Origin of the sequence: Sphingobacterium sp. UBA3549, from assembly GCF_002376635.1 — a bacterium.
Taxonomy (GTDB): domain Bacteria; phylum Bacteroidota; class Bacteroidia; order Sphingobacteriales; family Sphingobacteriaceae; genus Sphingobacterium.
Genome location: NZ_DFOE01000011.1, coordinates 92,187 through 115,173, shown reverse-complemented (window position 1 = coordinate 115,173; position 22,987 = coordinate 92,187). Strand labels below are relative to the sequence as shown.

Sequence of the window (22,987 nt, the reverse complement as noted above, 5' to 3'; positions counted from 1 at the left end):
TGCACTGCTTAGGGGATTTTTACACTTTATCACTTTTTAAACATTCCGATTTCTGGTCTTGGATAAACTTTTCCTATTGGTAATGAATATTTAAAACTGGTTTTTTTACGTGATGATGCTTTACTCTGCCGGTTTGGAACAGCATCATTCAAAGCAGCTTCCAACATGTTCTCTTCTGGATCACCTAAATCTGCAAATACGTAATCTATAATATTTTGTTCATCTGCTAATAAACCATCCCAATAATCTGATACTCCATCTTTGTTTCTGAGTTTAAAAGATACGGGCCAAAAATAAACCTTGTTTTGTATGAGTTGTCTAAAGAAACCGACAGGCTTACCAAATGTATGTGTTCCTGACGCTATAATTTTGACTGCAATATTATGAGGTCTAATAACGTTGATTAACATTTCTGCTGCTGACGCTGTGTGTTCGCTTACTAAAAAATACACTTTATCTAGATTTAATGTACTAAGCCCTTGAAAGTATGTATCCCGTATATTCAATTCCTTTCTTAAACTTGACGTAGCATCAGATTGTAGGTATTTGTTGGTTTCGTAAGTCAGCATAAGTTTAGATTTAAGCTTTGAACCTCCAATCTTGTCTGCTATATATACTGCTGCATCTACATATCCTCCTCCATTATATCTTAAATCAACAATAAGACTTTTAATATTTTGATCCTGAAATTTTTTAAATACAGCGTCTATATTTTTCTTATTTATCTTTCCTCCTGTAGTTTCTTCTTCAATTTCCTCGAAGGAAGATAAAGCGAGATACCCAATATTATTATTGGAGAAATTAAAAATACTTTCTTTATAAACAGGATCTATAACATATTCTCCATAAGTTAACTCTCTTTTTAGCACGCTTCCATCATTACGAATAACTTCCAAAGTAAATTTAGGTGAGCTTAAAGCGCTTGAAAGACGATTTAACATATCAGTTTTTGCTTCAGAATCATCAATCCCCACTGAGAATTTATTATCATTATTAATTGCTGTCACAATGTCAGAACGTCTGAATCCAGCTAAGTAAGCAGGAGATCCCCCTTCTACAAAATCTATTATTGGTTGTACCGTCTTGTTATCACTAGTACCAAAATGGACATTAAACATCTCAAATCCATAACCATTGTACGTATCCATTTTTATTTTATTTGAAGCAAAACTGCTAATATTATATCCATTTGCTCCTACAAAATATGAAAACCGATCTATTACACCTTCTTTATATTTTGGATATGAAGGAGTCATTTTTTTAAGCGCACTTAAAACCTGACCCGCCGAGGAATACTGATCGGTAAACTTGGACGGATCGGCTTTATAGTCAGGAATGGATGTCTCCCAAAGGGAATATAATTTATAATACTTGTAAATATCATCCTTAATTAACTGCTCTTCGGTACGCTCGGTAACAACGGGCTCAGGTTCTGGCTCGGGTTTGGGGTTATCCTTTTTACAGGAAACAACAACCAGCCCTGTCAGCGCTATACCAACATACTTTCCGGCTCGGATTAAAGTCTTTAATTTCATAGTTGAAACATTTGTAAAACAAACATAAAAAATTTAATCCTATCTGCAATAAAAAAAACACGCTAGCCTTGGGGAGTGCCAGCGTGTTTACTACCTATTGAAAAACGTTATAATAACAATCTGTCATAGGGAAAGGTTTTAAAAAGTTTGTACTTTATTTTAATTTATTGATGTGATAGACCTGCGTAACTCCAGGATCAATTTCAGCACCTTTTTTAACGCTATTGTTCTTAATATTATATTCGTAGATAAACCACTTTGATGCGGGTGTTTTTACTGCGGTATAGAGATTGCCGTCTTGAATCAAATTGATGGTAGTCGTAGGATCGCCACCTGTCATCTCGGCTAAGTTGGCGACAATCCTTTTATTGGCAACATCAATAACATAGGGTCTGATATACGCTTTACCATCACCCAACCAAGCAAGATCGCCCCCCTTTACAGCGTAGTCTTTCAGATCGTATAAGTAGCTTTTGTCAAATTCCGTCTGTCCATTATTGACACGCAAGATCGCATAGGTACCATCTGTTTTACCTCGCGTCAGCAGATAAAGATTGTTGTTATCATCGAGGAAAGAATAGTTTTCTCTCTGCCAGTGACCAGCAACATAGCTCGCGCGATCGTCACTCATCATATGACCATTGGCCATACTTGGGTAATCACAGATATAGGCATAAGCTTTTGTGTTGACAGGTTTATAATCGGAATCGTAGTAGAAAAACCCAAAATAGGCCTTACCTCCAGCAACGCGCATACTGGTCACATTGAGGATCGTAGGATCGACCGTTCCATCTTTCTTGTATACAGTGTAATCCAACATCGGGATCTGCGCTTTTAAAGTCTTATTCAGCTTCATATCCTTTGTATTCATAAAGTAAATATCTTTTTCAAATATTTTTTTCTCTAAGTTGGCATCACTAGCTCCTGTACTTGTAAAGACAATTTCGTCGTTTGTGCTAAATTGGCTGGCAACTTTCCCAAGGTAAAAGTCACTCGGAAACGCATAATTATCTACTTCTTTGAATAGAAGCCCTTGAGGGGTTTGTACCAATTGGTGCTTACTGAAACGTGTACCATCGTTGGACAGGTAATAATAACCATTAAAGATGTATGCGTAACCGGCATAGCGGGCTTGAGGTAAGTTGCCGGTAATGTCTACGCCCTTATTGTTGGCTGGCGATAACAAGGTATCCTTCATGATCTGATCGGTCGTTAAAAGATAGGAGCCATTTGCCGTAGCAACCCATACGGAATATTCTGTCGGTTCGGGCGTTGTCACCTCTGGTATATTCGGACTATCTTTGCAAGAAGATAGCAATAGTGCAGCGAATGCACAAAAACCAAATAATCTATTTTTTTTCATGATTATAAATGTTATTTTATTAATTATAGGATTGAAACTCTAAATTTTACATAAAATGCGCGCCCCGGTTTTTGAAGACGAAAGTTGTCGTAAGCGCGTTCATCAAAGATATTACGCGCCTCACCCGAGATATTATAGCGGTTGCGGTTCCAGGAATAGCTAAGCAGCAAACTGTGTACTAGTTGTGTGGGAATATAATTCTTGGAAGCCAGCGAACCCAAATGGCTGTCGCTTAAGTAAAACCATTTGGTATACTGTGTCGTCCAATTGATCTGTGTACGGCTGCCTTTACTGAACCAATCGTTTTGTGCAAAACCCAAATCCAAATTACCATAGACCCATGGCCGGTTTGGGATCTGGTACCCATAAGTCGCGCTCACTTGTTGATTATTTTCATTGGTGTATTTCTGATTGTCGATGGCTTGGTCATAACTACCATTGAAGGCGGCGGTAATAACATCTTTATACCCGTAGCGTACTTCGAAACTTCCGCCGTAGATCTTTACGCCCGGAATGTTGTAGTACTGAAATTTGTCCTGTCCATTGTCTGTTACAATGCGTGTATTTTGATAGTCTTTTGCCAAGCGATAAAAACCGGAAAGATCGAGGTTGATAAAGTGGTTTTGGTCAAAAAAGGTATTGTAGTAAAAACCGCCATTGAGATTGTCGCTATTCTCGGGCTTTAAATCCCAATTGGAAAGAATATTAAAATTATTACCATATATTGCTGTCATCTCAGGCAATTTATAGGCTCTTTCTGCAGAAAACTTAACACCACCATCTTTGAATATCCTATATCGGGCAGCGATACTATAGCCCGTATTGCCCAAATAGTTTGTTTGTGTCACGATGTCACCACTCAAGTATTGATTATTATCGTCGTATTTTCGTTCGTCAATCTTTTGGTAGGTATCAATACCATAGTATTTAAAGGCAAGGTTGGCAACCAGTCGTTTGTCAAACCATTGACTTTGCCAGGCTAGACCCGCAATATGTTTAATCATATTCTTTGGTAATCCCGAAGTATTGTGATTTAAGATTTTATCATAGGTTTGACGGTCATTGGTACTGATATTATAATTCAGGTTTAAGCTCTGCGTGCGGCTCTCGTCAAAGTCGTAATTCAAGTTTATTCTTCCAAGTAAACTACTGGTATTATCTCTTATATATTTCTCTCGGTTAGGGGTATTTCCAGTGGAATTGCTAATTGGACGACCACCCCACTCATAGTTATATTTTGCCGTATCCCTGTTGCGGGTGACGTCATAACCATAGTTGGCATACATATCGGCGTAAAGGCGGTCTATTAGAAAGTTTTGTTTTTTGTAGCTAATGGTCGGCATAATGTAAGCGGATTCTGTCCAGTTGCCACCAAAAGGTTTATTGATTGTCGCACCGAGTTGATTTTGCTTATTGTTACCTGAATACGTCAGCCCTACGAAGAGTTGATCGGCCCAGCTTTTATCGCGCAGCCCGACCTCAATCTGACCCATGCTTGAATAATAACGGTCATGAAAACGTCTGGCATCGTCAATCGTGACAAATTTATTATCGATCACTTTTTGAATAAGGATTCCATACTTCTCCTCCGTATACATCTTGTAATCGTTGTCGGAATAATTATAGAAAGCATTGGTACGGACTGATAGTTTACTTTTGGGATTGGTGTACATCCCTACTAACGATGCTTGATGTGTATTGAAGGATCCATAACTATAACTCAGATCAAGAAAGTGCCTATTGCGTTGTTTAGTAATGATGTTGACGGCACCACCAAGAGCATCTGATCCCAAAAATGCCGGAACTACCCCCTTATAAATCTCCACCCGGTCCACCAGATTGACCGGGATGTTATTTAACGACATGGCTGGTCCGAAATCATCCATTGGAACACCATCGATATAAATTTTCGCAGCCAGCCCGTTAATGCGAAAAACAAAATTGGATCCCAGTCCGCCGTCTTCACGGATGGTGACACCGGGTGCCGTACGCAGGATTTGATTGACAGTAGCCGTCTGATTGGCGTATCGGTTCATATCAATCACACTGACATTAAACCCTGATCTTTTTATTTCGTTAACTCGGCGTTGGTTTTCGGTCTGACCCCTAACATTGGCCGTTTCAAGAACACGTTCATCTCTCTTGAGCTGAATATCTTTGTAATTCTCATTGCCTTTTAAAAGTGCGCTCTGTGCAATGTACCCGATAGAAGTTACTTCTAGCTTATAGGGTGGCTTAATGTCTACACGCAACTTATAAAACCCATCCAAATCCGTAGAGGTTCGGTTTTCTGTGCCCAGTATACTAACGGTAGCACCTTCAATTCCTTTTCCAAACAAATCTTTTACATAACCTGTAAGGATGCGCTGTGCTTGGACTGAGTTCGTAAAAACTAATAACAATATAAAAACGATGTAGGAAGACTTAAACATGTTCGTTTATTAATAATTTCAGTTGTTTATCATGACGTTTAAATAGTCTATTCATTGAAAAATCTCGAATCCATCTTGATCATTAGAAGGAGACTATTTTTATCGCCGGCACAAATATAGATTTATTTAGATTTATTACAAATAATAATTTCAATTAACCTCTATATTTTACTTGAGCACAAGTAAACTCATAATGAGGTATATACACATATAAAAGAGTGTTGATTAATAAAGCGGGTAAATTTTTAGACAAGTTGTAAGAATAAATATAATTGATATATTTGCATAGTTTAAAATGAATCTAAATAAAAGAAATGATTTTTAATCACTATAAATAGTCAACAATGTATACGCTTTTACTCCTATTTATTTTCACCGGTAGCTTTTTTTGGTACTGTTCCTCGGCAAAGGTGCATATCAAACCAGGTTCATCTTTCGTGATCGCTCTTAGACAAAATAAGAGCCGTGCGAGGTTACTGGCCATGGCTGTGCTCGGTCTTTCATGGCTATGGACCATGTACTTGCAGGGTGCTCTTTCAGGAACATTGGCTTTTGGAGCCTATACCATGGGATTCTTTAGCCTCATCGTACTCTTGTGGCCCTATCGGTATTTTAAATGGAAACAACTGACCGTTATCCTGCTTCTTTCTCTGTTTTTTGAACTTTTTGTGTTTTAAGACATGCCTGCCAATAAAAAATACCTAAGCTCTCCTTTACAACGTTTCCTCAAATTGACCGCTGGTTTCTTTGGGGGCTATTTTGTGATGCTATACTTCCATCTTTGCCTAACGAAAATATGCGATAAAACAGACATTTTGATTACGGCTTACGTAACGGGGTTTATCGCATGGGCAATATTATTGCTCGTCGCCTTTCTTTCAAAAAGTGGTTGGCTGATATGGGGCATATACCTGTTCCTGATCGCTGTATTCTATGGCATCTTTATGTACCTATAATACCCTTATCATGAATTTAAGACGTTACAATATCTACTTCAATACGCATACAATCTCTGGGATAATCATTTGTGCTATTTTGTATGTGATTTTTTTTGCGGGATCTTTTTCATTTTTTAAAAATGAAATCAATGCCTGGCAAAAAAACGAGTCCGACAAAGGTGGAAGCTACCAAAATCTGGTTTTTGATCATCTCCTAGATTCTATTGCACAGATTAAAGAACTAAAAGGAAGGGATATTACCTTTTACATGCAACACAACGGTCATGCGAGTTATGTCAATATCGGGGCATCGCAGGATACCCTGGTGGCCAATAAAGCGAAAGCGGTAGCGGCGCAAAAAGAATTGGCCGAAAAGAAACGACTCGCGACGGAAAATAAAGGTGCAGCGGTAAAAGATGCAAAGGCCAAAGACGAAAAAAAGAAAAGACGTGGCCGCGGCCGACGGGCAAATGACGATTCCATGTATTTTTCCTATGACCTGGCTACTAAAAAACCGTCAGATTATAGCGATGGCTATACCATGGGTGAATTTTTGTATCGCCTTCACTTCTTAGCGCCGCTCAACCAAATTGGGATCAATATTGGCAGACCCTTTGGCTACACCCTTGCCGGGCTGGTATCTTTTATCTTTCTCTTTGCGCTGATCTCTGGTCTGATGCTCCATTGGGATAAAATCAAATCCAACTTCTTTGTCTTCCGACCCGGCAACAAATGGAAAACGGTATGGACAGATATGCATACGGCCCTGGGTGTGATCGGCTTTCCATACCAGTTTATGTATGCCCTGACGGGAATCGTACTGATCGTAAACTCCGTATTGATTATTCCGTTTAGCAAATATCTCTATGATGGAAAGGAGGATCAAGTATATGAAGCCCTTGGCTATAGCGACAACACACAATATACGTATTTGTATGAGCCGCTCAAGACAAGCTTCAACATGGGTAACTTCTTGGACAAACTCGAAAGCAAATGGCCAAATAGCCATATGAACCGCATCTTTATCAAAAATTATGGGGATAAAAGCATGCATGTCGTAGCGCTTTATGATGCCGATATCGATAAAAACTTTGCCGGTTCGGGGAAAATTATCTATCGGGTGGCCGATGATAAAATCCTCTTTGAAAAATCGGCGGCAGAAAATGGCTCTTATCTAGATTATATGAAGGGGTTTATTTACCGACTCCATTTAGCAGATTTTGGTGGCTATCCCGTCAAGATTATCTATTTTGTATTGGGTATCATGGGCTGCTTTGTGATCATATCGGGTATTCTGATCTGGCTCGTCGCAAGGGATAAAAATAATATCCCCAAACGCAAACGCATCTTTAATTTTTGGGCGGCCAATGTATTTATGGCAAGCTGCCTGACGATGTTCCCAATCACAGCAATGTGCTTTATTGCAGTCAAGCTGGCGACGAAAGTAGATCAATCGTTTATATTCCATGTTTACTTCTATAGCTGGCTGGCCCTGGCTGTTTTTTATGTGATCCGGCGCAACATCGCAAAAACAAACTTAGAAACACTTCTACTCGGCTCGATATTGTCTCTTGCAATCCCAATTGCGAATGGTGTAAAAACGGGGAGCTGGATCTGGGAAACTTATCGCTCAGGAGCAAACGATATTTTACTGGTGGATCTCCTCTGGTTGTCTTTGGGCATCATCGGCCTACTCATCTTTAAAAAGATGCTGCAAAACCAAAAAAAGGAAAATGCGAATGGTAAAACGGACTCATCCGATGACAGCGTTGTTGGCCGTACGACGGGTACAGCCAGTCGCATGCCGCTTAAGAGCGCCTTTGCCCTAAAAAACAAACCTGCTACAAAATACTAAAGTTACGATGTTCATAGTTGCAAAGGCAAGCTTTATCGCTCGCCTTTGCTATCGTGTTGACGCTGATTCTTTCCTATCGTCCGACAATTCTATTTATGGAATTTTGCACAGCGAAGCCTGTGTATTTAAATCTGGGCCGGGATCAATAGTTGTATTTCTCCTTCCACTTGTCCCGTAAACTTTGCCTTAGTTTCTCCTCCTGTGGGTTTTTACCAGGCTCATATAATTTGACGCCGCTGATTTCTTTCGGAAGAAATTCCTGGACAACAAAGTTTCCTGGATAGGCATGCGAATACTTGTATTCGGCACCATAATTTAAGTTCTTCATCAACTTTGTTGGGGCATTACGGATAGCCAAGGGTACGGATAGGTCGCCGGTTTGTTTCACCAAGGCCTGTGCCTTATTAATGGCCTCATAAGAAGCATTACTTTTGACCGAGGTAGCCAGGTAGATCACGGTCTGCGAAAGAATAATACGCGATTCGGGCCATCCAATGACATTGACCGCCTGAAAACAGTTGTTGGCCAACAATAAGGCATTCGGATTGGCATTGCCAATATCCTCCGAAGCCAAAATCAACAATCGCCGTGCAATAAAGGATGGATCCTCGCCGCCTTCGATCATCCGCGCGAGCCAATATACCGCTGCGTTTGGATCTGAACCGCGTATGGATTTGATAAAGGCGGATATAATATCGTAATGCTGCTCTCCTGCTTTGTCATAAATCGCCATATTCTGCTGTACCTGTTTCAGTACAAAGGCATTTGTGATCGGCTCTTTATGCAACACCGCAGCATTCACAACCAATTCAAGGACATTCAATAATTTACGGGCATCACCACCGGATAGCCGCAATAAGGCCTCATACTCCTCAACAACGATCGCCTGTTTCTGCAGATATTCATCTTCATGCAATGCTTTTTCGATCAGTCCAATAAGATCCTGCTCGGAAAGATGCTCCAATACATACACTTGACAACGCGAGAGCAAGGCTGAAATAACTTCGAACGATGGATTTTCTGTAGTGGCACCAATAAGTGTTACCAGCCCGCGCTCAACCGCTCCTAACAGGGAATCCTGCTGGGATTTGGAAAAGCGATGAATCTCATCGATAAATAAAATAGGCTGATCTTGGTTGAAGTTCATCAGCCTTTCGGCTTTTTCGATCACCTCACGAATATCTTTCACCCCCGCTTGAATCGCACTTAATGAAAAGAACGGTCGGTCCAGTTCTTTGGCGATCAGCAGGGCCAAACTCGTTTTACCCACTCCCGGTGGCCCCCAAAGAATCATGGAAGGAATATTCTTTTGCTGGATTGCATGATAGAGCACTGCGTCAGGGCCGACAATATGCTGTTGCCCGACATAAGCGCTCAATTGCCGCGGTCTAAGTCGTTCTGCTAATGGAATTCGTGTCGCCATAGTACAAAGTTAAAAATTAAAATAGCACAAGGACTAAATATTTTAGTTTAACGCTTTAACATTTTTTCACACAATTTTTCGTCATATTTGCTCTACGCTATATGTAAATTGCTTTTGGCAGTACATGAGAGGGCCTAAAAGTTGATCAAAAACAGCTTTGGATTGCTCGAATAACTACTATAGTAAGCATTAATTGTGACGTAATCATCAATGAGAATGACAAAATACTGTTTTTTTATCTTGACCACCTTGACCATATTCATGAATATACCGCGTCGGGTTGTGGCACAAAATGCAGAAAAAGATTATACGGGCGCGATTAAAAAATACGATGCTTCGTTTAAGGGTATTGGCCCCGAGGTATATTTCTTACCCCCGCCTAAAACAGCCAATGAAATACTGGAAGAACATTATGCGGAAAAGAAGTCTTTCAGCAAAGAAATTGCGAGGCAACTGCTACTCCAGCGCTTGCTACTGCAGCTGCGAAGCACCAATAACCTTGGACATTTTCACTATTTAATGAATCCGATGCCAGCGACAGCCAACGCGTGGAACGATGCGATTGAAGGGCAAAAAAAAGCAGAAAATTGGACTGCAGGCTATGCTTTATCAAATGAAGCCGCCTTATTTTCCATTAAAAATAACGACAGCAGCAATGCGTCAGCATTTCTATATCAGGCACTTTCTTTGGCTAACCGTACCGATAATAGGGATGATATTGCAACCATTAATTTGAATATCAGCAATTTCCAACTGTACAGTGGGGACTTTCAGCGTGCCGAAGAAAGTGCACAAAACTATCATGCCTATGCGACGAAGAGCAAAAGTTATGCGGAGCAGGCAAATGCCTGGCTTTTAATTGCCATGGCTCGAGCGGGCCAGGGACAGTATAAAACAGCCGAAAATAATATCATACGCAGTGCGATACCGCTATTCAATAAAGCCAAAGCATATGAAGGAAAGATCTTTGCCTGGGAAATGCTTGCAGAAATCTATTTTAATCAGCATAAATATACGGAAGCCCAATGGTTTTTGCTGCAGGCACGCGACCTGGCCAATGCCAAGAAACTGAGTAGCGAACTCGCAGAAATTGAATACTTGCTGGCCTCCTCCAAACAAAAGGATGGTAACTATAAGGTGGCACTCAAAGAGTTTGTGCAGGCTGCGGAGTTGGCCGCAGACGAAAATAATAAGCAACTATCGTTGGCGATACTGGACAAACTCGGCGAAGTATATCTTGTTTTAAAGGACTATCCATCGGCTGATCAGACTTACAAAGCCTATACACAGTTAAAAAATGAACTGTATAAATAAAACAATCTACCCCTTCTGCTGGTCTACTGCAAGAGCAGTTTACAGAGCGACATTAAGCTTTTTGTAAATATTGAAGGATAAATCAAATAAATTTTTAGATTCTGCGATAATGTGCTATGAATTTCACTAAATTTAGCACGCTTATCAAAAAGAGCTGAATATTTTTTAAAAAGAATGATTAATAAAACCGTCGAAAATATGTTTAGGAAACTCATATTTGCACTTTTTGTTGTATCCATTGTTTCTTGTGGTTCAAAACCACGAGTCGCACTTCCTGATGGCGGAGGGCTTAAACCAAGCACACAGCATCAGATCATCGCCAAGGAAGTCTCTGGATTATTGGAAAATGCAAGCTACAAAAAGGTCAAAATGAACGATTCAATATCGGGCATTATATACGATAATCTGATCAAAAGTTTGGATCAAGGGAAAAATTACCTGCTTCAATCGGATATTGATGAATTTCAGTCCTACAAAAACAATCTTGCCCAGGACATTAAAAATGGAGATCTATCAGCTGCTTTCCATATTTTCAATGTCTATTCGAAGAGATACCTGGAAAGAATGCAATATGCGCTTTCAGAAATCGGCAAAAAACAGGATTATACGAAAGACGAGTACTACCAACCTAACCGTGAAAAATTAGGATGGTTCAAAACGGCAGATGAAGCCAATGACCAATGGCGTAAACGTGTGAAATACGACTTGCTCAACTTAGAAACTGCCAGTGGCAAATCTACCGACAGTGCAAAGACCAAACAGGTAGAGACATTAAAAAAACGTTATGTCAATTTGATCTCACAAGCCAAAAAAAGCAATGCAAACGATGCTTTTCAGATCGTGATGCAAGCGTTGACAGATGCTGTAGACCCGCATACTTCTTATTTTAATCCATCTTTTGCCCAAGCATTTAATGAAGGAATGGCCAATACTTTTGAAGGGATTGGTGCAAGATTATCCATCGATAACGAAGCCGTAAGCATCTTTGAAATTATCCCTGGTGGACCTATTTTCAAAGACAAGAGCATTCACGTCAATGATAAAATCATCGCTGTAGCGCAGGGAAAAGATGGTGAATTTGAAGATATCATTGGTTGGAGACTTGATGCGGCTGTAGCAAAAATCAAAGGTCCAAAAGGAACAATCGTTCGTCTGAAAATTATTCCTGCCGGCCAGCCCATGAACTCTCATCCACGTATTGTATCCCTGGTACGGGAGAAAATCGTTGTTGAAGAAGAGTCTGCGAAAAAAGAGATCATGAACGTCAAAGGAGCGGACGGAAAAATGTATAAAGTAGGTATCATCAACATTCCTAAATTCTACATGGATTTTGAGGCTTACAGAAGGCGCGATCCGAATTATAAGAGCACCACGCGAGATGTGAGGATGATATTAGACACGCTGAAACAACAGAAAGTGGATGCGGTGGTTATCGACCTGAGATTTAATGGTGGTGGTTCTTTACCTGAAGCAATTGATTTGACAGGTTTATTTATCGACAAGGGTCCTGTTGTACAGGTGAGAGATACAAAAAATAACATTGATGTTGAAGAAGATAAAAATGCCGGTGTTTCCTGGGATGGCCCACTGGGCGTTATGATCAACCGCTTCTCGGCTTCGGCTTCTGAAATCTTTGCTGGTGCTATCCAAGATTATGGAAGAGGGATTATTTTAGGATCTCAAAGCTACGGCAAGGGCACAGTGCAGTCGGCAATAGACATGTCACGTGTGATCAGCCCAACCAGCCGATTGCTGTTAAAGGCATCGGGCGAAAAAGATCCGGACACCCCGGAAGGCGCCCCTCAGTATGGACAGATCAATATTACATTGGGTAAATTTTATCGGGTTAACGGAAGCAGCACACAACACAAAGGTGTGACGCCTGATATTGTATTCCCTTCTCAGTTTTCTGCAGAGAAATTTGGCGAAAGCTCAGAGAAATCAGCACTCCCTTGGGATCAAATCCAATCAAGTAACTTCAAAAAAGTAGCTGATCTGAGTGCAATCGATAAAAAATTGGAAGCAATCCATGAGGCACGTATCAAAAACTCATTGGAATATAAATATCTAAAAGAAGACATTGAAGAAGCTCAGAAGGATGAGGATGTTAAAATTCCATTGGAATTCAACAAATTCAAGAAAGATAAAGATGACAACCTCAAGAAAAATAGAGACCGCATCAACGCTTTATTGAAATTACAGGGGAAACCAGCTTGGGAAGAAGGCAAGTCACAGCCTAAAATCGACCTGGATTTCGTGAAAGACGAAAGTGCAAAAGTGATGACCGATTATATCATCAACTTTGGCACAAAAAAACCGATGTAATTTCACCAAAAACTAAAACTGTAACGTAAATAGCAAGGCAACCCTGATTGGGGTTGCCTTTTTTTATGATACTCATCACTTTGGAGGGGTCTTAACATTAAATTCACGTTTTATTTGTAACTTATCGCTAGATTGATTGTTTTGGTAATATACCGCCGCTATACGAGACCCTATGATCCACTTAAGCGAAGGATCGGGATGGCATAGCAGCAGATTATCAAGTTAAACGTATAAAAAAGAATATCATGAGACATATCCTCCTGTTAACTGACTTTTCAGAAAATGCTCTTCTAGCAGCAAAACAAGTTGCACTATGTACAGAAGCCTGGAAAACCCAAAAGGTGATTGTATATCACACGTACAATAGTGTTACCGTCGTCGATAATGAACCTATTGTTGTTGTCAATGAAGAAGTAAAAGAGGCCAAAGAGAAGGAACTCGCTGACTGGTTCGACCAAATTAGACTATTGTTCCCACCACAAGTAGCATTATCCTATCAAATGGAAGACGTGGATTTACCGATGGGCGTTCAAGAAATATGTCGTGCCCAAGCTATTGATCTTGTCGCATTGGGTATTACAGGTCAAACAGGCTTTGCTAAAATCCTGGTAGGAAGCAATGCCATTACGTTAATGGATATATGCCCCAAGCCGATGCTTATCGTGTCGCATAAGGTAGATCCGGCAGTCCCCAAAAATGTACTGGCAACGACAGATCTGAAAGAGGTGGATCGCAAACTGGATTTATTTAATTTGGACCAAGTTTTGGAAACCTTCCAAGCAAAATTATATGTCCTGAATGTCGCGAAAAAAGAGGCGTCTGCTGCAGACTTGGCACAGGAACTAAAACACCTCCATGAACGCCTGGACAAATACCATCCTATTTATGACTACATTAGTCACGATGATGTTGCAGTCGGTATTGAAGAATATGCAAAAGAGAAACATATAGACCTCATACTTTCATTCCATAAAAAGCAGGGACTGTTATCTAGCCTATTCAAAAGCAGCATATCAAAAAAGATCGCCTGGAATGGCGCCGCCAACTTATTGGTTATTCCCATGGATAGATCATAAATACAGTATATTTTCGCAAAGCCATCGCAATGAAAGTGAAGGGGAAAAACCGTTTACTTTTTATCAACTGAGTGTTTACCGGGACCGATAAGAATGAGTCCTAAAAACACAAAACAGAGCTCAATCGCATGGGATGCACCAGAGATACCATCTCCTTTGGAAAGATGCATTAATCCGGCGATAACCATTGTGAAAGCAAGCAATAGTGCTGCTGGTCTGAAAAAAAGACCAAGCAATAAAAATAGTCCGCCCACAGTTTCGGTAGCAGCAGCCATAAAACCCCAAAAAGTAGGCAGAAAATGGATACCAATCGTGCCCATTGCTTTACCTATGCCGGCCCAAAGCTCTGGGCCACCCTGCAACTTGGGCAGACCGTGCATAATCATCATCACGCCCAATCCAATACGCAAAACCAGAAGCCCTGTATCCCTATACTTACTCAATGAATTCCAAATTGCCATATAAAACGGTTAAATTATTAATTGATGAACAAAACCACTCGCGCTAAATTAATGAAATTATTTAAATTGAAGGTCCTGCAGCGCTATGCTAGGAATAAATTTATTGTATTTTTAATACTTTATGCGTAATTTAATAGCTATAGAACCAATGATAATTCTGTGAGCTGCAACAGAAAATACCGTTTAAGTCGGTATAGCTTAGCGACGGATTATAGCATAAACAAATAACTAATAAGGATGAAAAACCTACTCTTGTTAACAGACTTTTCGGACAATGCCTACGCCGCTGCTCGATACGCCGCGCAATTAGCTCCGCTATGGGGTATTGAAAAGGTTGTCTTGTACCATACGTACGAAGTAATCCCTACCGTAGGTACCGAGCCTGTTGTCATCAGCAATTCAGAAATTCTAGAAGAGAAACAAAAAGACCTCAATACCTGGCAACAGGAACTGATGTTGCTTTTTCCGGAAGGGATTGCGTGGAAATCTGTGCTCGAAGAATATGAACTAAGCTACGGCGTAAATCGTACTTGTGCAGAGGAGGATATTGACCTCGTTATCGTCGGCACCGCAGGTAAAAGTGGCCTAAAGAAACTGCTACTCGGAAGCAATACGCTCAAACTGATCGAAAATTGTCACACACCTTTACTGGTGGTTCCTGCACGGGCTGAGCTTAGGGTACCCAAAAAGATTTTGATCGCCTCAAATCTTAAGGAAGTAAAAATAAAATTAAACCGCCTTCTGGTCAATGCATCTGAAGTATTGCGTAAAAGTGAGGTGTTTGTGGTACATGTCACCAAAGAAGATCCTGCAAATAAAGCTGTAAACGCTGAAATAACCATCATGAAAGATCTGCTAGCTCCCTACAATCCCTTGTATAGTTATATCCTTCATACAGACATTGCCCTAGGGATTAACCAATACATAAACGAAAATAATATCGATATGATGGTTACTTTCCACCGCGACAAGGGCTTATTAAGCCGAATTTTCAACACCAGTTTAGCCCAGAAAATGGCTTGGAAGAGTCAGGCGGCAATGATGGTCATTCCGGTACATTCGGGATAATCAGAATAGGTGTTGCAGCTAAATGCTGTTCAGCTATACCTACAAGTAAGTTAGCTGAACAGCATTAGCCGTGGTTTTCAATTCCACCTTTCGGCCAAATACGAGGGCATGATTGTCATCGATATGACCTGCCGGATAGGCAAACGCTACCGGAAAATCGTATTCTTTAACTTTATCCCACACAATTTCTTCCACACTTTGCCCAAAAGCAGGGTCGTTGTCCTTCATGGAAGAGAAACCGCCGACAATAAGACCGCTCAATTTTTTTAGTTTTCCCGCACGCTTCAATGCCCACAGCATGCGATCGACGGAATAGTAAGCTTCACCAACATCTTCAATAAATAGAATCTTATTTTTGTAATTGACATCCGAATCAGAAGCAAGCACAGATAGTAAAATGGCTAAATTTCCACCGACCAATTTTCCTCGGCCCTCACCTGCACGATTGGGATAGACGCTCTGCTCATAACTATAATCCATATTATAGCCAAATAAGGCATTTTTTAGCGTTTCCAAAGAGGCTTCTGTCCCCGTCTCAAAAGACTTGGGCATCTGCCCATGTATTGTGGCTACCTTAAAATTCCGTTGAATATGACTGTGCAATACGGTAATATCGCTAAAACCCACCAGCCATTTGGGGTGTTTTTCGAAGTTCGAAAAATCGATTTCATCGACAATTCGAACACAACCATAGCCGCCACGTGCGGCGAATACCGCCCTAATCGATGGATCGTCCAGTGCCCACTGCAAATCAGCTGCACGTAAACTGTCTTGTCCGGCAAACTGGTGGTACGATGTGCTGACAGTCTCTCCCACCACAACCTCCAATCCCCAGCTCTCCAATGTTTTTATGCCTACATCAATAGATCCACGGATAAAACTCGCAGGACAGACGATCGCAACTTTATCGCCTACTTTCAGAAAATCAGGTATTTTGGACATCTTTTTATTGCTAATGATCAAACAACTGGAAGCACAAAGGCTATTTTCCAATAAAAAATTTATGGGAAAACAATGTGCTTATCCCTACAAATAAACGTAAATTTATCTGAGTTTTCTACCGCTATTTGGAATAATATTTTTGCGATTGTTTGATATGATACGCATTTATATTGCATATAAACAGCAATTTATCTAAGTTTGCCAAAGAAAACAAGTACACACTTTAATATCTTTCAAGCATTGAGTATTCTAGATAAAAAACGTTATACCATCACATCGGCATTACCGTATGCCAATGGTCCTTTACATATTGGACACCTTGCCGGGGCTTATATCCCCGGGGATATCTTTGTGCGCTATCTGCGTCTGAATCAAAAAGATGTAGTTTATGTATGTGGTTCAGATGAGCATGGTGCGGCGATTACCATCCGTGCAAAAAAAGAGGGCATTACCCCACAGCAAATTATTGATAAATACAATCAACAAATCAAAGAAAGTTTTGAAGAGTTTGGCATTTCTTTCGATATATACCACCGCACATCGGAGCCCATACATCACCAGTTATCGCAGGATTTCTTCTTGAACCTTTACAACAAAGGTGAATTTGTCGAGAAATTTTCCGAACAGTATTACGATGAGGAGTACCACCAGTTTTTGGCCGACCGCTATATTACAGGTACTTGCCCAAATTGTAAGTCCGAAGGTGCCTATGGCGACCAATGCGAAAAATGTGGAACATCCCTGAGCCCGACAGATCTGATCAATCCGATTTCGACATTGAGCGGAAAGACTCCGGTATTGAAAGAAACAAAGCACTGGTACCTACCTTTGGATAAATACCAGCCATGGCTGGAAAAATGGCTGATCGAAGGAAAGAAAAATATCCTTAAATCCAACGTGTTTGGGCAATGCCAGTCTTGGCTTAAATCGGGTTTACAACCGCGTTCAATGACCCGTGATCTGGACTGGGGTGTCGATGTGCCGCTGGAAGAAGCACAGGGTAAAAAACTTTATGTTTGGTTGGATGCGCCTATCGGTTACATCTCAGCAACGAAACAGTGGGCATTAGACCATGGCAAAAACTGGGAGGACTATTGGAAAACGCATGAAAACCCTGCCGATGATTCTACATTGATCCATTTTATCGGAAAAGATAATATTGTCTTCCACTGCATTATCTTCCCTGCTATTCTTCATGCTCACGGCGATTACATTTTGCCTGAAAATATTCCGGCCAACGAATTCCTGAACCTTGAGGGCGATAAGCTGTCAACGTCTCGAAACCACGCGGTTTGGCTCCATGAATATCTACAGGAATTCCCAGACAAACAGGATGAATTGCGTTATGTATTAACGTCTATATTGCCAGAAACATCAGATGCTGAGTTTACCTGGAAGGATTTTCAGGCCCGCATAAACAATGAGCTGGTAGCTATCTTGGGCAACTTTGTAAACCGTGTCATGGTTCTTTCCCACAAATATTTTGATGGTAAGGTATTGAAGGGAGCTGCATTGTCTACGGTAGACCAAGCCGTATTGGATGAATTAAAATCATATCCGGTTTCTATTAAATCTTCTTTGGAACAATTCCGTTTCCGCGAAGCTTTGGCAGAATTCATGAATGTTGCCCGCCTTGGTAATAAATATCTTGCGGATGAGGAACCATGGAAAATCATCAAAACGGATGAAGAACGGGTTAAAACAATATTAAACGTCGCAGCACAGATCGTGGCGAACCTTGCTGTCCTTGCGCAGCCGTTTTTGCCTAAAACAGCAACCAAATTATTTGAAATGCTCAATTTTCCTCAAGGAAACTGGAATGACGCGGGTTCAGATGCGTTGATTGAGGTGGGGCATCAATTGGGTGAAGTACAATTGCTATTTGAAAAGATAACAGACGAACAGGTCGACTTCCAGCTCGATAAACTTACAGCAGCAAAAGCAAAAAACCTAGCCGACAACGCCAAGGTTGCTCCTGCAAAAGAGAATATCAGCTTCGACGATTTTGTTAAAATGGATATCCGTGTCGGAACCATTACAGCAGCTGAAAAAGTTGTCAAAACAAAGAAATTATTGAAGTTGACCATCGATACGGGTATTGATACACGGACGGTGGTTTCGGGTATCGCAGAATTCTTTAGCCCTGCAGAAATTGTAGGGCGTCAGGTGTCCATATTGGTCAACCTTGAACCTCGTGAAATAAAAGGAATTATGTCGCAAGGAATGATTCTTATGGCAGAAGATGCCGATGGTAGACTGGATTTCGTCAAACCAGATACAACAATTAAAGTAGGAAGTACGGTACGTTAATAGCAAACGTCATACATGTATAAAAAAGCCTGTTCGTTTGGACAGGCTTTTTTATACGCTATTTTTGATAGGAACTTCGAGGCCACCACTTTCCGGTGGTAGCTTATCTTCTCTCCCTTCGCATAGTCCGGCAATTAAAAGAATATGCTCTGCATACGCTTCTTAAAGTCTTTCTCGTCCATGTAATCGTAAACGGTATCTTTCAGCTTTTTCAGGATCTCTGCTCGAGATTCGGCCACCACTTTTTTCTTTTTGGTGAGCACATTGGAAACCGGAGCATTCGTGATCTCCACCTTGGTTGCAAACATATTGACGTTCATACTTGGAATGGACACTCCCATGATTAGCCCGGGTAGCCCATGAATAAGTTCCGGACCACCTGAAATAGGAATTTGCCCTGCGAAAAAAGCAACCACATACACCGAATCTTGCACAATTCCATTGACTCGTCGACAATCGTATCCGGCAATATTTCGATATTCATCGGTATACTTCCATTTTACAGCAGGCAATGAATCTTTAAGTAACAGTTGATCATCACCAAATGGAAGCAATTTGAGAAACTCCTGCTGTTGAAAATTGATGTATGTTTTTGAATCCGGAAGGATGGACTGATATCGAGTGACATTGCGGTAACTCGGAGGGTAGTCTTCCTGAATGGTCTCAAAGAGGGTTTCATGATCGTAAAATTTCAATATATGATGGGTCACCACCTCGGTAGGACCATTTTTGACGGCATTGTCGACCGTTAACTTGTTCCAGGTATCTAAATCTGGTTTGTTGAGGTAATTACGCTTCAAGAAGTTCTGTACATGAAACTTCCGTTCATAGGTCACTATTCCGCTGCTCGGAAAATAGGCATGCTGTGCCTGGGCTGTGCTCATGCACAGCAACAAAACCCAAATCATCGACTTCATATATTTACTCATTTGGTATCTCCTTTCATCTGCAAATAATTAATTTTCCCATCGAACTGATGGCGCTTACCAGAATTAAAATTCTCCTTAACTCCGGACAAAAAAATGGATAATGCTATCATGGGCGGTTCATTGATGTAAAATTGTAGATTACTTTTAGGATACCATAACGGCGCAATACGTCGTTGCTCGTCTGAATAAATGACGTTCCATTTTGATAACGGTACACGCCATTATTTTTATTTAAAATATCATTGACGAACACCTGCACTTCCAACGATTTATCTTTCAATAGTTTTTTGGATACATAACCATTCATATTCACGACATTGATGGACTGTAAAGTTTTCGTAGCAGCCTGATAATTTTGATTGGTCGTTAAGGAGATTTTGAAATCTTTTGGCAAGTAATACGTGAGCTCGGAGTAGGTCCTCAACGTAAAAGTGGAACGATTTAACTCGGGCTGCAAATAGGAATTCATTTGCTGAACACCTGGCCTGATGGAAATATAGAAATCCATCTTATTCGCCTTATAGCGACTAAAACCGATATTCGGTGAAACACTCCACGTTTGATTTCTATTGAGCTTTGGCTCTTCGGTATACGATGATAGGTAACTAAATTGGCTATTGTACTGCACCTGCATCCCTAGATTCATTTTCAACCCCCATTTTTTTTGTAATACAAAACTGTATCCACTACCGCCATACATCCGCCAATTGTCCTTGTCAATATTGACATAGGAAATCTGCTGTGTACCTCTATCCAAATCGTACCGCACACTATTGTTGATGCTATTTTTACCTTGATCTGCATTTACATAAAAATAGATGCTCTGATCTTTCAGCTGCTTATAGTTGTTGTAATCAATTGAATACGAATTGTTAAACCCGGCTTTTAGGTTTGGATTATCCAGATATTCAATAAGCGGCTGTGCATTTTGCTTTAGGGGTTCTATCTGTGTCAAAGAAGGTTGACTGGTACGTCCACTGTAACGGAAATTGATATTTTTACTTTTAGAGATTTTATAATTCACCGAGAGAACTGGATTAACTGACGTTTGATTGCGCTGTAATGTTGTATTCAGATTATTATACGTCCTCTTCACATCCTCAAAATCCACCCTATTGCTTACATTGACAGTCAACGTACTAGATTTGTAATTCAGCGAAGTATTCACTGCACTTTTCAAGCTGGTGTAATCGAAATCATTTAATAGATTCTGATCTAGCACAGTATATTCACCTGTAACGGGATCTTTATCAAAAGACTGATTCAGCGTTTCCGATTTACTGCTGTTGAATGCATATCCAACGGCGGCAGTCAGCCGTTTTGACAAGGGCTCCGAATAAGTTACAGAGGCGCCGTAGGTATTATTGGCCAGCTTATCATTTTTAAATTGATCAATCAGGGTGGTATCACCTGAATTTTGAAAAATATTTTCAGAAAAATAGTGGATTTTGGAACGATTCTGATCCGTATTTGCATTCATATTAAAGGTGACAGAACGGCGCTCTTTTCTGAAGCGGCGTGTTAACATCGCATTGACATTAAAGCGATCCTGATCAGCATTCAAATCATTTTTTGATGTCGTCTTTGTGATCAAGACTCCATCCAGTGTACGTTGATCAGCTTCAGAACCAGAGAAATTATCACGGCTAGACTTCATAAATCCCATATTAACGGTCAAATCGGACATCGAATCCAACTTCAAATCATACCTCAAATTAGCAGTATTGGATTTACTTTCGTTCTCCGACCGCGTCACGTTATTGTCTACCTGCGCCCGCTCAGGTAGATTATTTTGTGCATTGTAGGTACTGGTGTTGCCTACACGGATCTGATTACGCTTAAAGTTGACATTGATTTTGTGCTTATCATCTTTAGTTTTATCGGAATAGCTAGCCCCCATATTGATCGCTCTTGGTACTCCTCCACCGGAATACGTACCGTCCCAGTCGCCATCAGAACCGTCGCCACCCGAGGTAATCATAATACCTCCACCTTCCATCACCTGCACATTGCTGCTTCCGCCAACGCCATATTTCTGGCTATCTTCAAAGCCCAGTCCGACCATACCATCATTGGCAAGAATACCATACGCGGCAATTTTTTGCGAACCTTTAAACTTATTGAACATCACTTTACCGCCGTAATAGTGATCCGTACCCGCTCCGGCAACGGCTTGCCCAAATAGTCCCTTCTTCTTATCTTCTTTGAGTTTGATATCAATGGTCTGCGTGCGCTCCCCATCATCCACCCCCGTTCGAACGGCGAGGTCTGATTTCTTTTCATAAACCTGCACTTTACTGACCATATCGGACCGAATATTCTTAGTAATTAACGTTGGATCATCACCGAAGAACTCCTCCCCATCGAGCAATACTTTTTTCACTTCTTTGCCCTGAGCGGTAATCTTGCCAGATCCATCCATCGTAATGCCGGGCAATACTTTTAACAGGTCCTCCACTTTGGCATCTTTATCAACTTTGAAACTACCGGCATCGTATTCAATCGTGTCTCCTTTAATAACCACCGGAATTTTCCCATTCACCTGCACCTCCTCCAATAGTAGGGCTGCTTTGGATAGTTTGACCAATCCAATGTCTAAATCTCCAGCACTCACTCGGATATCCTTTACCAAATCTGCATACTGGGGATAGGAAACGACCATTTTATAAGTTCCTGTATCCAGATTTGCTACTTGGAACGTTCCATTTTCTTTTGTCCGACCAAAGGTAATCAAGACCGAATCTTTCGGGTTGAGCAGTGCGACTGAAGCCTGATGTAGTTTTGCAAGATCCTTGCCATCCACAACCGACCCCGAAAGCTTATGTTGTGCATAGGACTTTGAACTTAGGGTAGCTAGCAAAAGAAACAAAACTAGGGAATAGGTTAGTTTCATAAATTAACGTTTATATATTGTCGGGTAAATATAACGCTAATACTACGGAAAATTCGTAAAATAATGTTAAATAATTATATAATTAAAAAACACGTTAACATCAAAAAAAGAATCAAGCTAAGA

At 40.7% G+C, this 22,987-nt stretch carries 16 protein-coding genes; 8 read left to right on the top strand and 8 right to left on the bottom strand.

Translation table 11 applies throughout. The features are described from left to right. Positions 1–29: 29 nt before the first annotated feature. From B2W36_RS06890 to B2W36_RS06880, 3 genes are all read right to left on the bottom strand, one after another. Positions 30–1,535, bottom strand: coding sequence for a S41 family peptidase (locus B2W36_RS06890; protein ID WP_293887038.1), 1,506 nt, complete (start codon positions 1,533–1,535; stop codon positions 30–32). A 154-nt stretch (positions 1,536–1,689) separates the two neighbouring features. Continuing rightward, a complete protein-coding gene (locus B2W36_RS06885) occupies positions 1,690–2,898 on the bottom strand; it encodes a hypothetical protein (protein ID WP_293887036.1) in 1,209 nt (402 codons plus the stop codon). A 23-nt stretch (positions 2,899–2,921) separates the two neighbouring features. Next, positions 2,922–5,330, bottom strand: a complete 2,409-nt coding sequence (locus tag B2W36_RS06880) for a TonB-dependent receptor (RefSeq protein ID WP_293887034.1) — start codon at positions 5,328–5,330, stop codon at positions 2,922–2,924. A gap of 344 nt (positions 5,331–5,674) precedes the next feature. Between B2W36_RS06880 and B2W36_RS06875 the strand changes: the two genes are divergently transcribed. From B2W36_RS06875 to B2W36_RS06865, 3 genes are read left to right on the top strand one after another with little or no spacing between them, the layout of a single operon-like run. After that, positions 5,675–6,007: a hypothetical protein gene (locus B2W36_RS06875; protein WP_293887032.1), complete on the top strand. Its 333-nt coding sequence runs from the start codon at positions 5,675–5,677 to the stop codon at positions 6,005–6,007. Positions 6,008–6,010: 3 nt separating this feature from the next. Beyond that, positions 6,011–6,286: a hypothetical protein gene (locus tag B2W36_RS06870; protein WP_293887030.1), complete on the top strand. Its 276-nt coding sequence runs from the start codon at positions 6,011–6,013 to the stop codon at positions 6,284–6,286. Positions 6,287–6,296: 10 nt separating this feature from the next. After that, the gene (locus B2W36_RS06865; protein WP_293887028.1) at positions 6,297–8,123 is read left to right on the top strand and encodes a PepSY-associated TM helix domain-containing protein; all 1,827 of its coding nucleotides are present in this window, start codon (positions 6,297–6,299) and stop codon (positions 8,121–8,123) included. Positions 8,124–8,265: 142 nt separating this feature from the next. Here B2W36_RS06865 and B2W36_RS06860 read toward each other — a convergent pair whose 3' ends face one another. After that, positions 8,266–9,546 (bottom strand): replication-associated recombination protein A, encoded by a 1,281-nt coding sequence (locus tag B2W36_RS06860; RefSeq protein WP_293887026.1) that lies wholly within the window; start codon positions 9,544–9,546, stop codon positions 8,266–8,268. A 216-nt stretch (positions 9,547–9,762) separates the two neighbouring features. On the opposite strand from B2W36_RS06860, the gene B2W36_RS06855 reads away from it, so the two are divergent. From B2W36_RS06855 to B2W36_RS06845, 3 genes are all read left to right on the top strand, one after another. Further along, the gene (locus tag B2W36_RS06855) at positions 9,763–10,860 is read left to right on the top strand and encodes a tetratricopeptide repeat protein (protein WP_293887024.1); all 1,098 of its coding nucleotides are present in this window, start codon (positions 9,763–9,765) and stop codon (positions 10,858–10,860) included. 198 nt (positions 10,861–11,058) lie between these two features. Then, positions 11,059–13,185 (top strand): carboxy terminal-processing peptidase, encoded by a 2,127-nt coding sequence (locus B2W36_RS06850; RefSeq protein ID WP_293887022.1) that lies wholly within the window; start codon positions 11,059–11,061, stop codon positions 13,183–13,185. A gap of 245 nt (positions 13,186–13,430) precedes the next feature. Then, positions 13,431–14,261 (top strand): universal stress protein, encoded by an 831-nt coding sequence (locus tag B2W36_RS06845; RefSeq protein ID WP_293887020.1) that lies wholly within the window; start codon positions 13,431–13,433, stop codon positions 14,259–14,261. Between the two features lie 53 nt (positions 14,262–14,314). Here B2W36_RS06845 and B2W36_RS06840 read toward each other — a convergent pair whose 3' ends face one another. Next, positions 14,315–14,722, bottom strand: a complete 408-nt coding sequence (locus B2W36_RS06840; protein WP_293887018.1) for a DoxX family protein — start codon at positions 14,720–14,722, stop codon at positions 14,315–14,317. 237 nt (positions 14,723–14,959) lie between these two features. Here B2W36_RS06840 and B2W36_RS06835 point away from each other — a divergent pair, with 237 nt between their 5' ends. Further along, positions 14,960–15,790 (top strand): universal stress protein, encoded by an 831-nt coding sequence (locus B2W36_RS06835; protein ID WP_293887016.1) that lies wholly within the window; start codon positions 14,960–14,962, stop codon positions 15,788–15,790. 39 nt (positions 15,791–15,829) lie between these two features. Here the strand turns inward: B2W36_RS06835 and B2W36_RS06830 are convergent, their stop codons facing one another. Continuing rightward, entirely contained in the window at positions 15,830–16,732 is a 903-nt protein-coding gene (locus tag B2W36_RS06830; RefSeq protein WP_293887014.1) for a S66 peptidase family protein, read from the bottom strand. A 240-nt stretch (positions 16,733–16,972) separates the two neighbouring features. Between B2W36_RS06830 and metG the strand changes: the two genes are divergently transcribed. Beyond that, entirely contained in the window at positions 16,973–19,042 is a 2,070-nt protein-coding gene (metG, locus tag B2W36_RS06825; RefSeq protein WP_293887332.1) for a methionine--tRNA ligase, read from the top strand. A 134-nt stretch (positions 19,043–19,176) separates the two neighbouring features. Here the strand turns inward: metG and B2W36_RS06820 are convergent, their stop codons facing one another. Both B2W36_RS06820 and B2W36_RS06815 read right to left on the bottom strand, forming a co-directional pair. Further along, the gene (locus B2W36_RS06820; protein WP_293887012.1) at positions 19,177–19,959 is read right to left on the bottom strand and encodes a GLPGLI family protein; all 783 of its coding nucleotides are present in this window, start codon (positions 19,957–19,959) and stop codon (positions 19,177–19,179) included. A 118-nt stretch (positions 19,960–20,077) separates the two neighbouring features. Then, a complete protein-coding gene (locus B2W36_RS06815) occupies positions 20,078–22,864 on the bottom strand; it encodes an outer membrane beta-barrel protein (protein ID WP_293887011.1) in 2,787 nt (928 codons plus the stop codon). Positions 22,865–22,987 lie beyond the last annotated feature (123 nt).

Bases quoted from the DNA above. Each gene is read 5' to 3' on its own strand.
- B2W36_RS06860 (WP_293887026.1), bottom strand. From the start codon at position 9,546: ATGGCGACACGAATTCCATTAGCAGAACGACTTAGACCGCGGCAATTG.
- B2W36_RS06845 (WP_293887020.1), top strand. From the start codon at position 13,431: ATGAGACATATCCTCCTGTTAACTGACTTTTCAGAAAATGCTCTTCTA.
- B2W36_RS06890 (WP_293887038.1), bottom strand. From the start codon at position 1,535: ATGAAATTAAAGACTTTAATCCGAGCCGGAAAGTATGTTGGTATAGCG.
- B2W36_RS06870 (WP_293887030.1), top strand. From the start codon at position 6,011: ATGCCTGCCAATAAAAAATACCTAAGCTCTCCTTTACAACGTTTCCTC.
- B2W36_RS06885 (WP_293887036.1), bottom strand. From the start codon at position 2,898: ATGAAAAAAAATAGATTATTTGGTTTTTGTGCATTCGCTGCACTATTG.
- B2W36_RS06850 (WP_293887022.1), top strand. From the start codon at position 11,059: ATGTTTAGGAAACTCATATTTGCACTTTTTGTTGTATCCATTGTTTCT.
- B2W36_RS06840 (WP_293887018.1), bottom strand. From the start codon at position 14,722: ATGGCAATTTGGAATTCATTGAGTAAGTATAGGGATACAGGGCTTCTG.
- B2W36_RS06880 (WP_293887034.1), bottom strand. From the start codon at position 5,330: ATGTTTAAGTCTTCCTACATCGTTTTTATATTGTTATTAGTTTTTACG.
- B2W36_RS06820 (WP_293887012.1), bottom strand. From the start codon at position 19,959: ATGAAGTCGATGATTTGGGTTTTGTTGCTGTGCATGAGCACAGCCCAG.
- B2W36_RS06830 (WP_293887014.1), bottom strand. From the start codon at position 16,732: ATGTCCAAAATACCTGATTTTCTGAAAGTAGGCGATAAAGTTGCGATC.
- B2W36_RS06855 (WP_293887024.1), top strand. From the start codon at position 9,763: ATGACAAAATACTGTTTTTTTATCTTGACCACCTTGACCATATTCATG.
- B2W36_RS06835 (WP_293887016.1), top strand. From the start codon at position 14,960: ATGAAAAACCTACTCTTGTTAACAGACTTTTCGGACAATGCCTACGCC.
- B2W36_RS06815 (WP_293887011.1), bottom strand. From the start codon at position 22,864: ATGAAACTAACCTATTCCCTAGTTTTGTTTCTTTTGCTAGCTACCCTA.
- B2W36_RS06875 (WP_293887032.1), top strand. From the start codon at position 5,675: ATGTATACGCTTTTACTCCTATTTATTTTCACCGGTAGCTTTTTTTGG.
- B2W36_RS06865 (WP_293887028.1), top strand. From the start codon at position 6,297: ATGAATTTAAGACGTTACAATATCTACTTCAATACGCATACAATCTCT.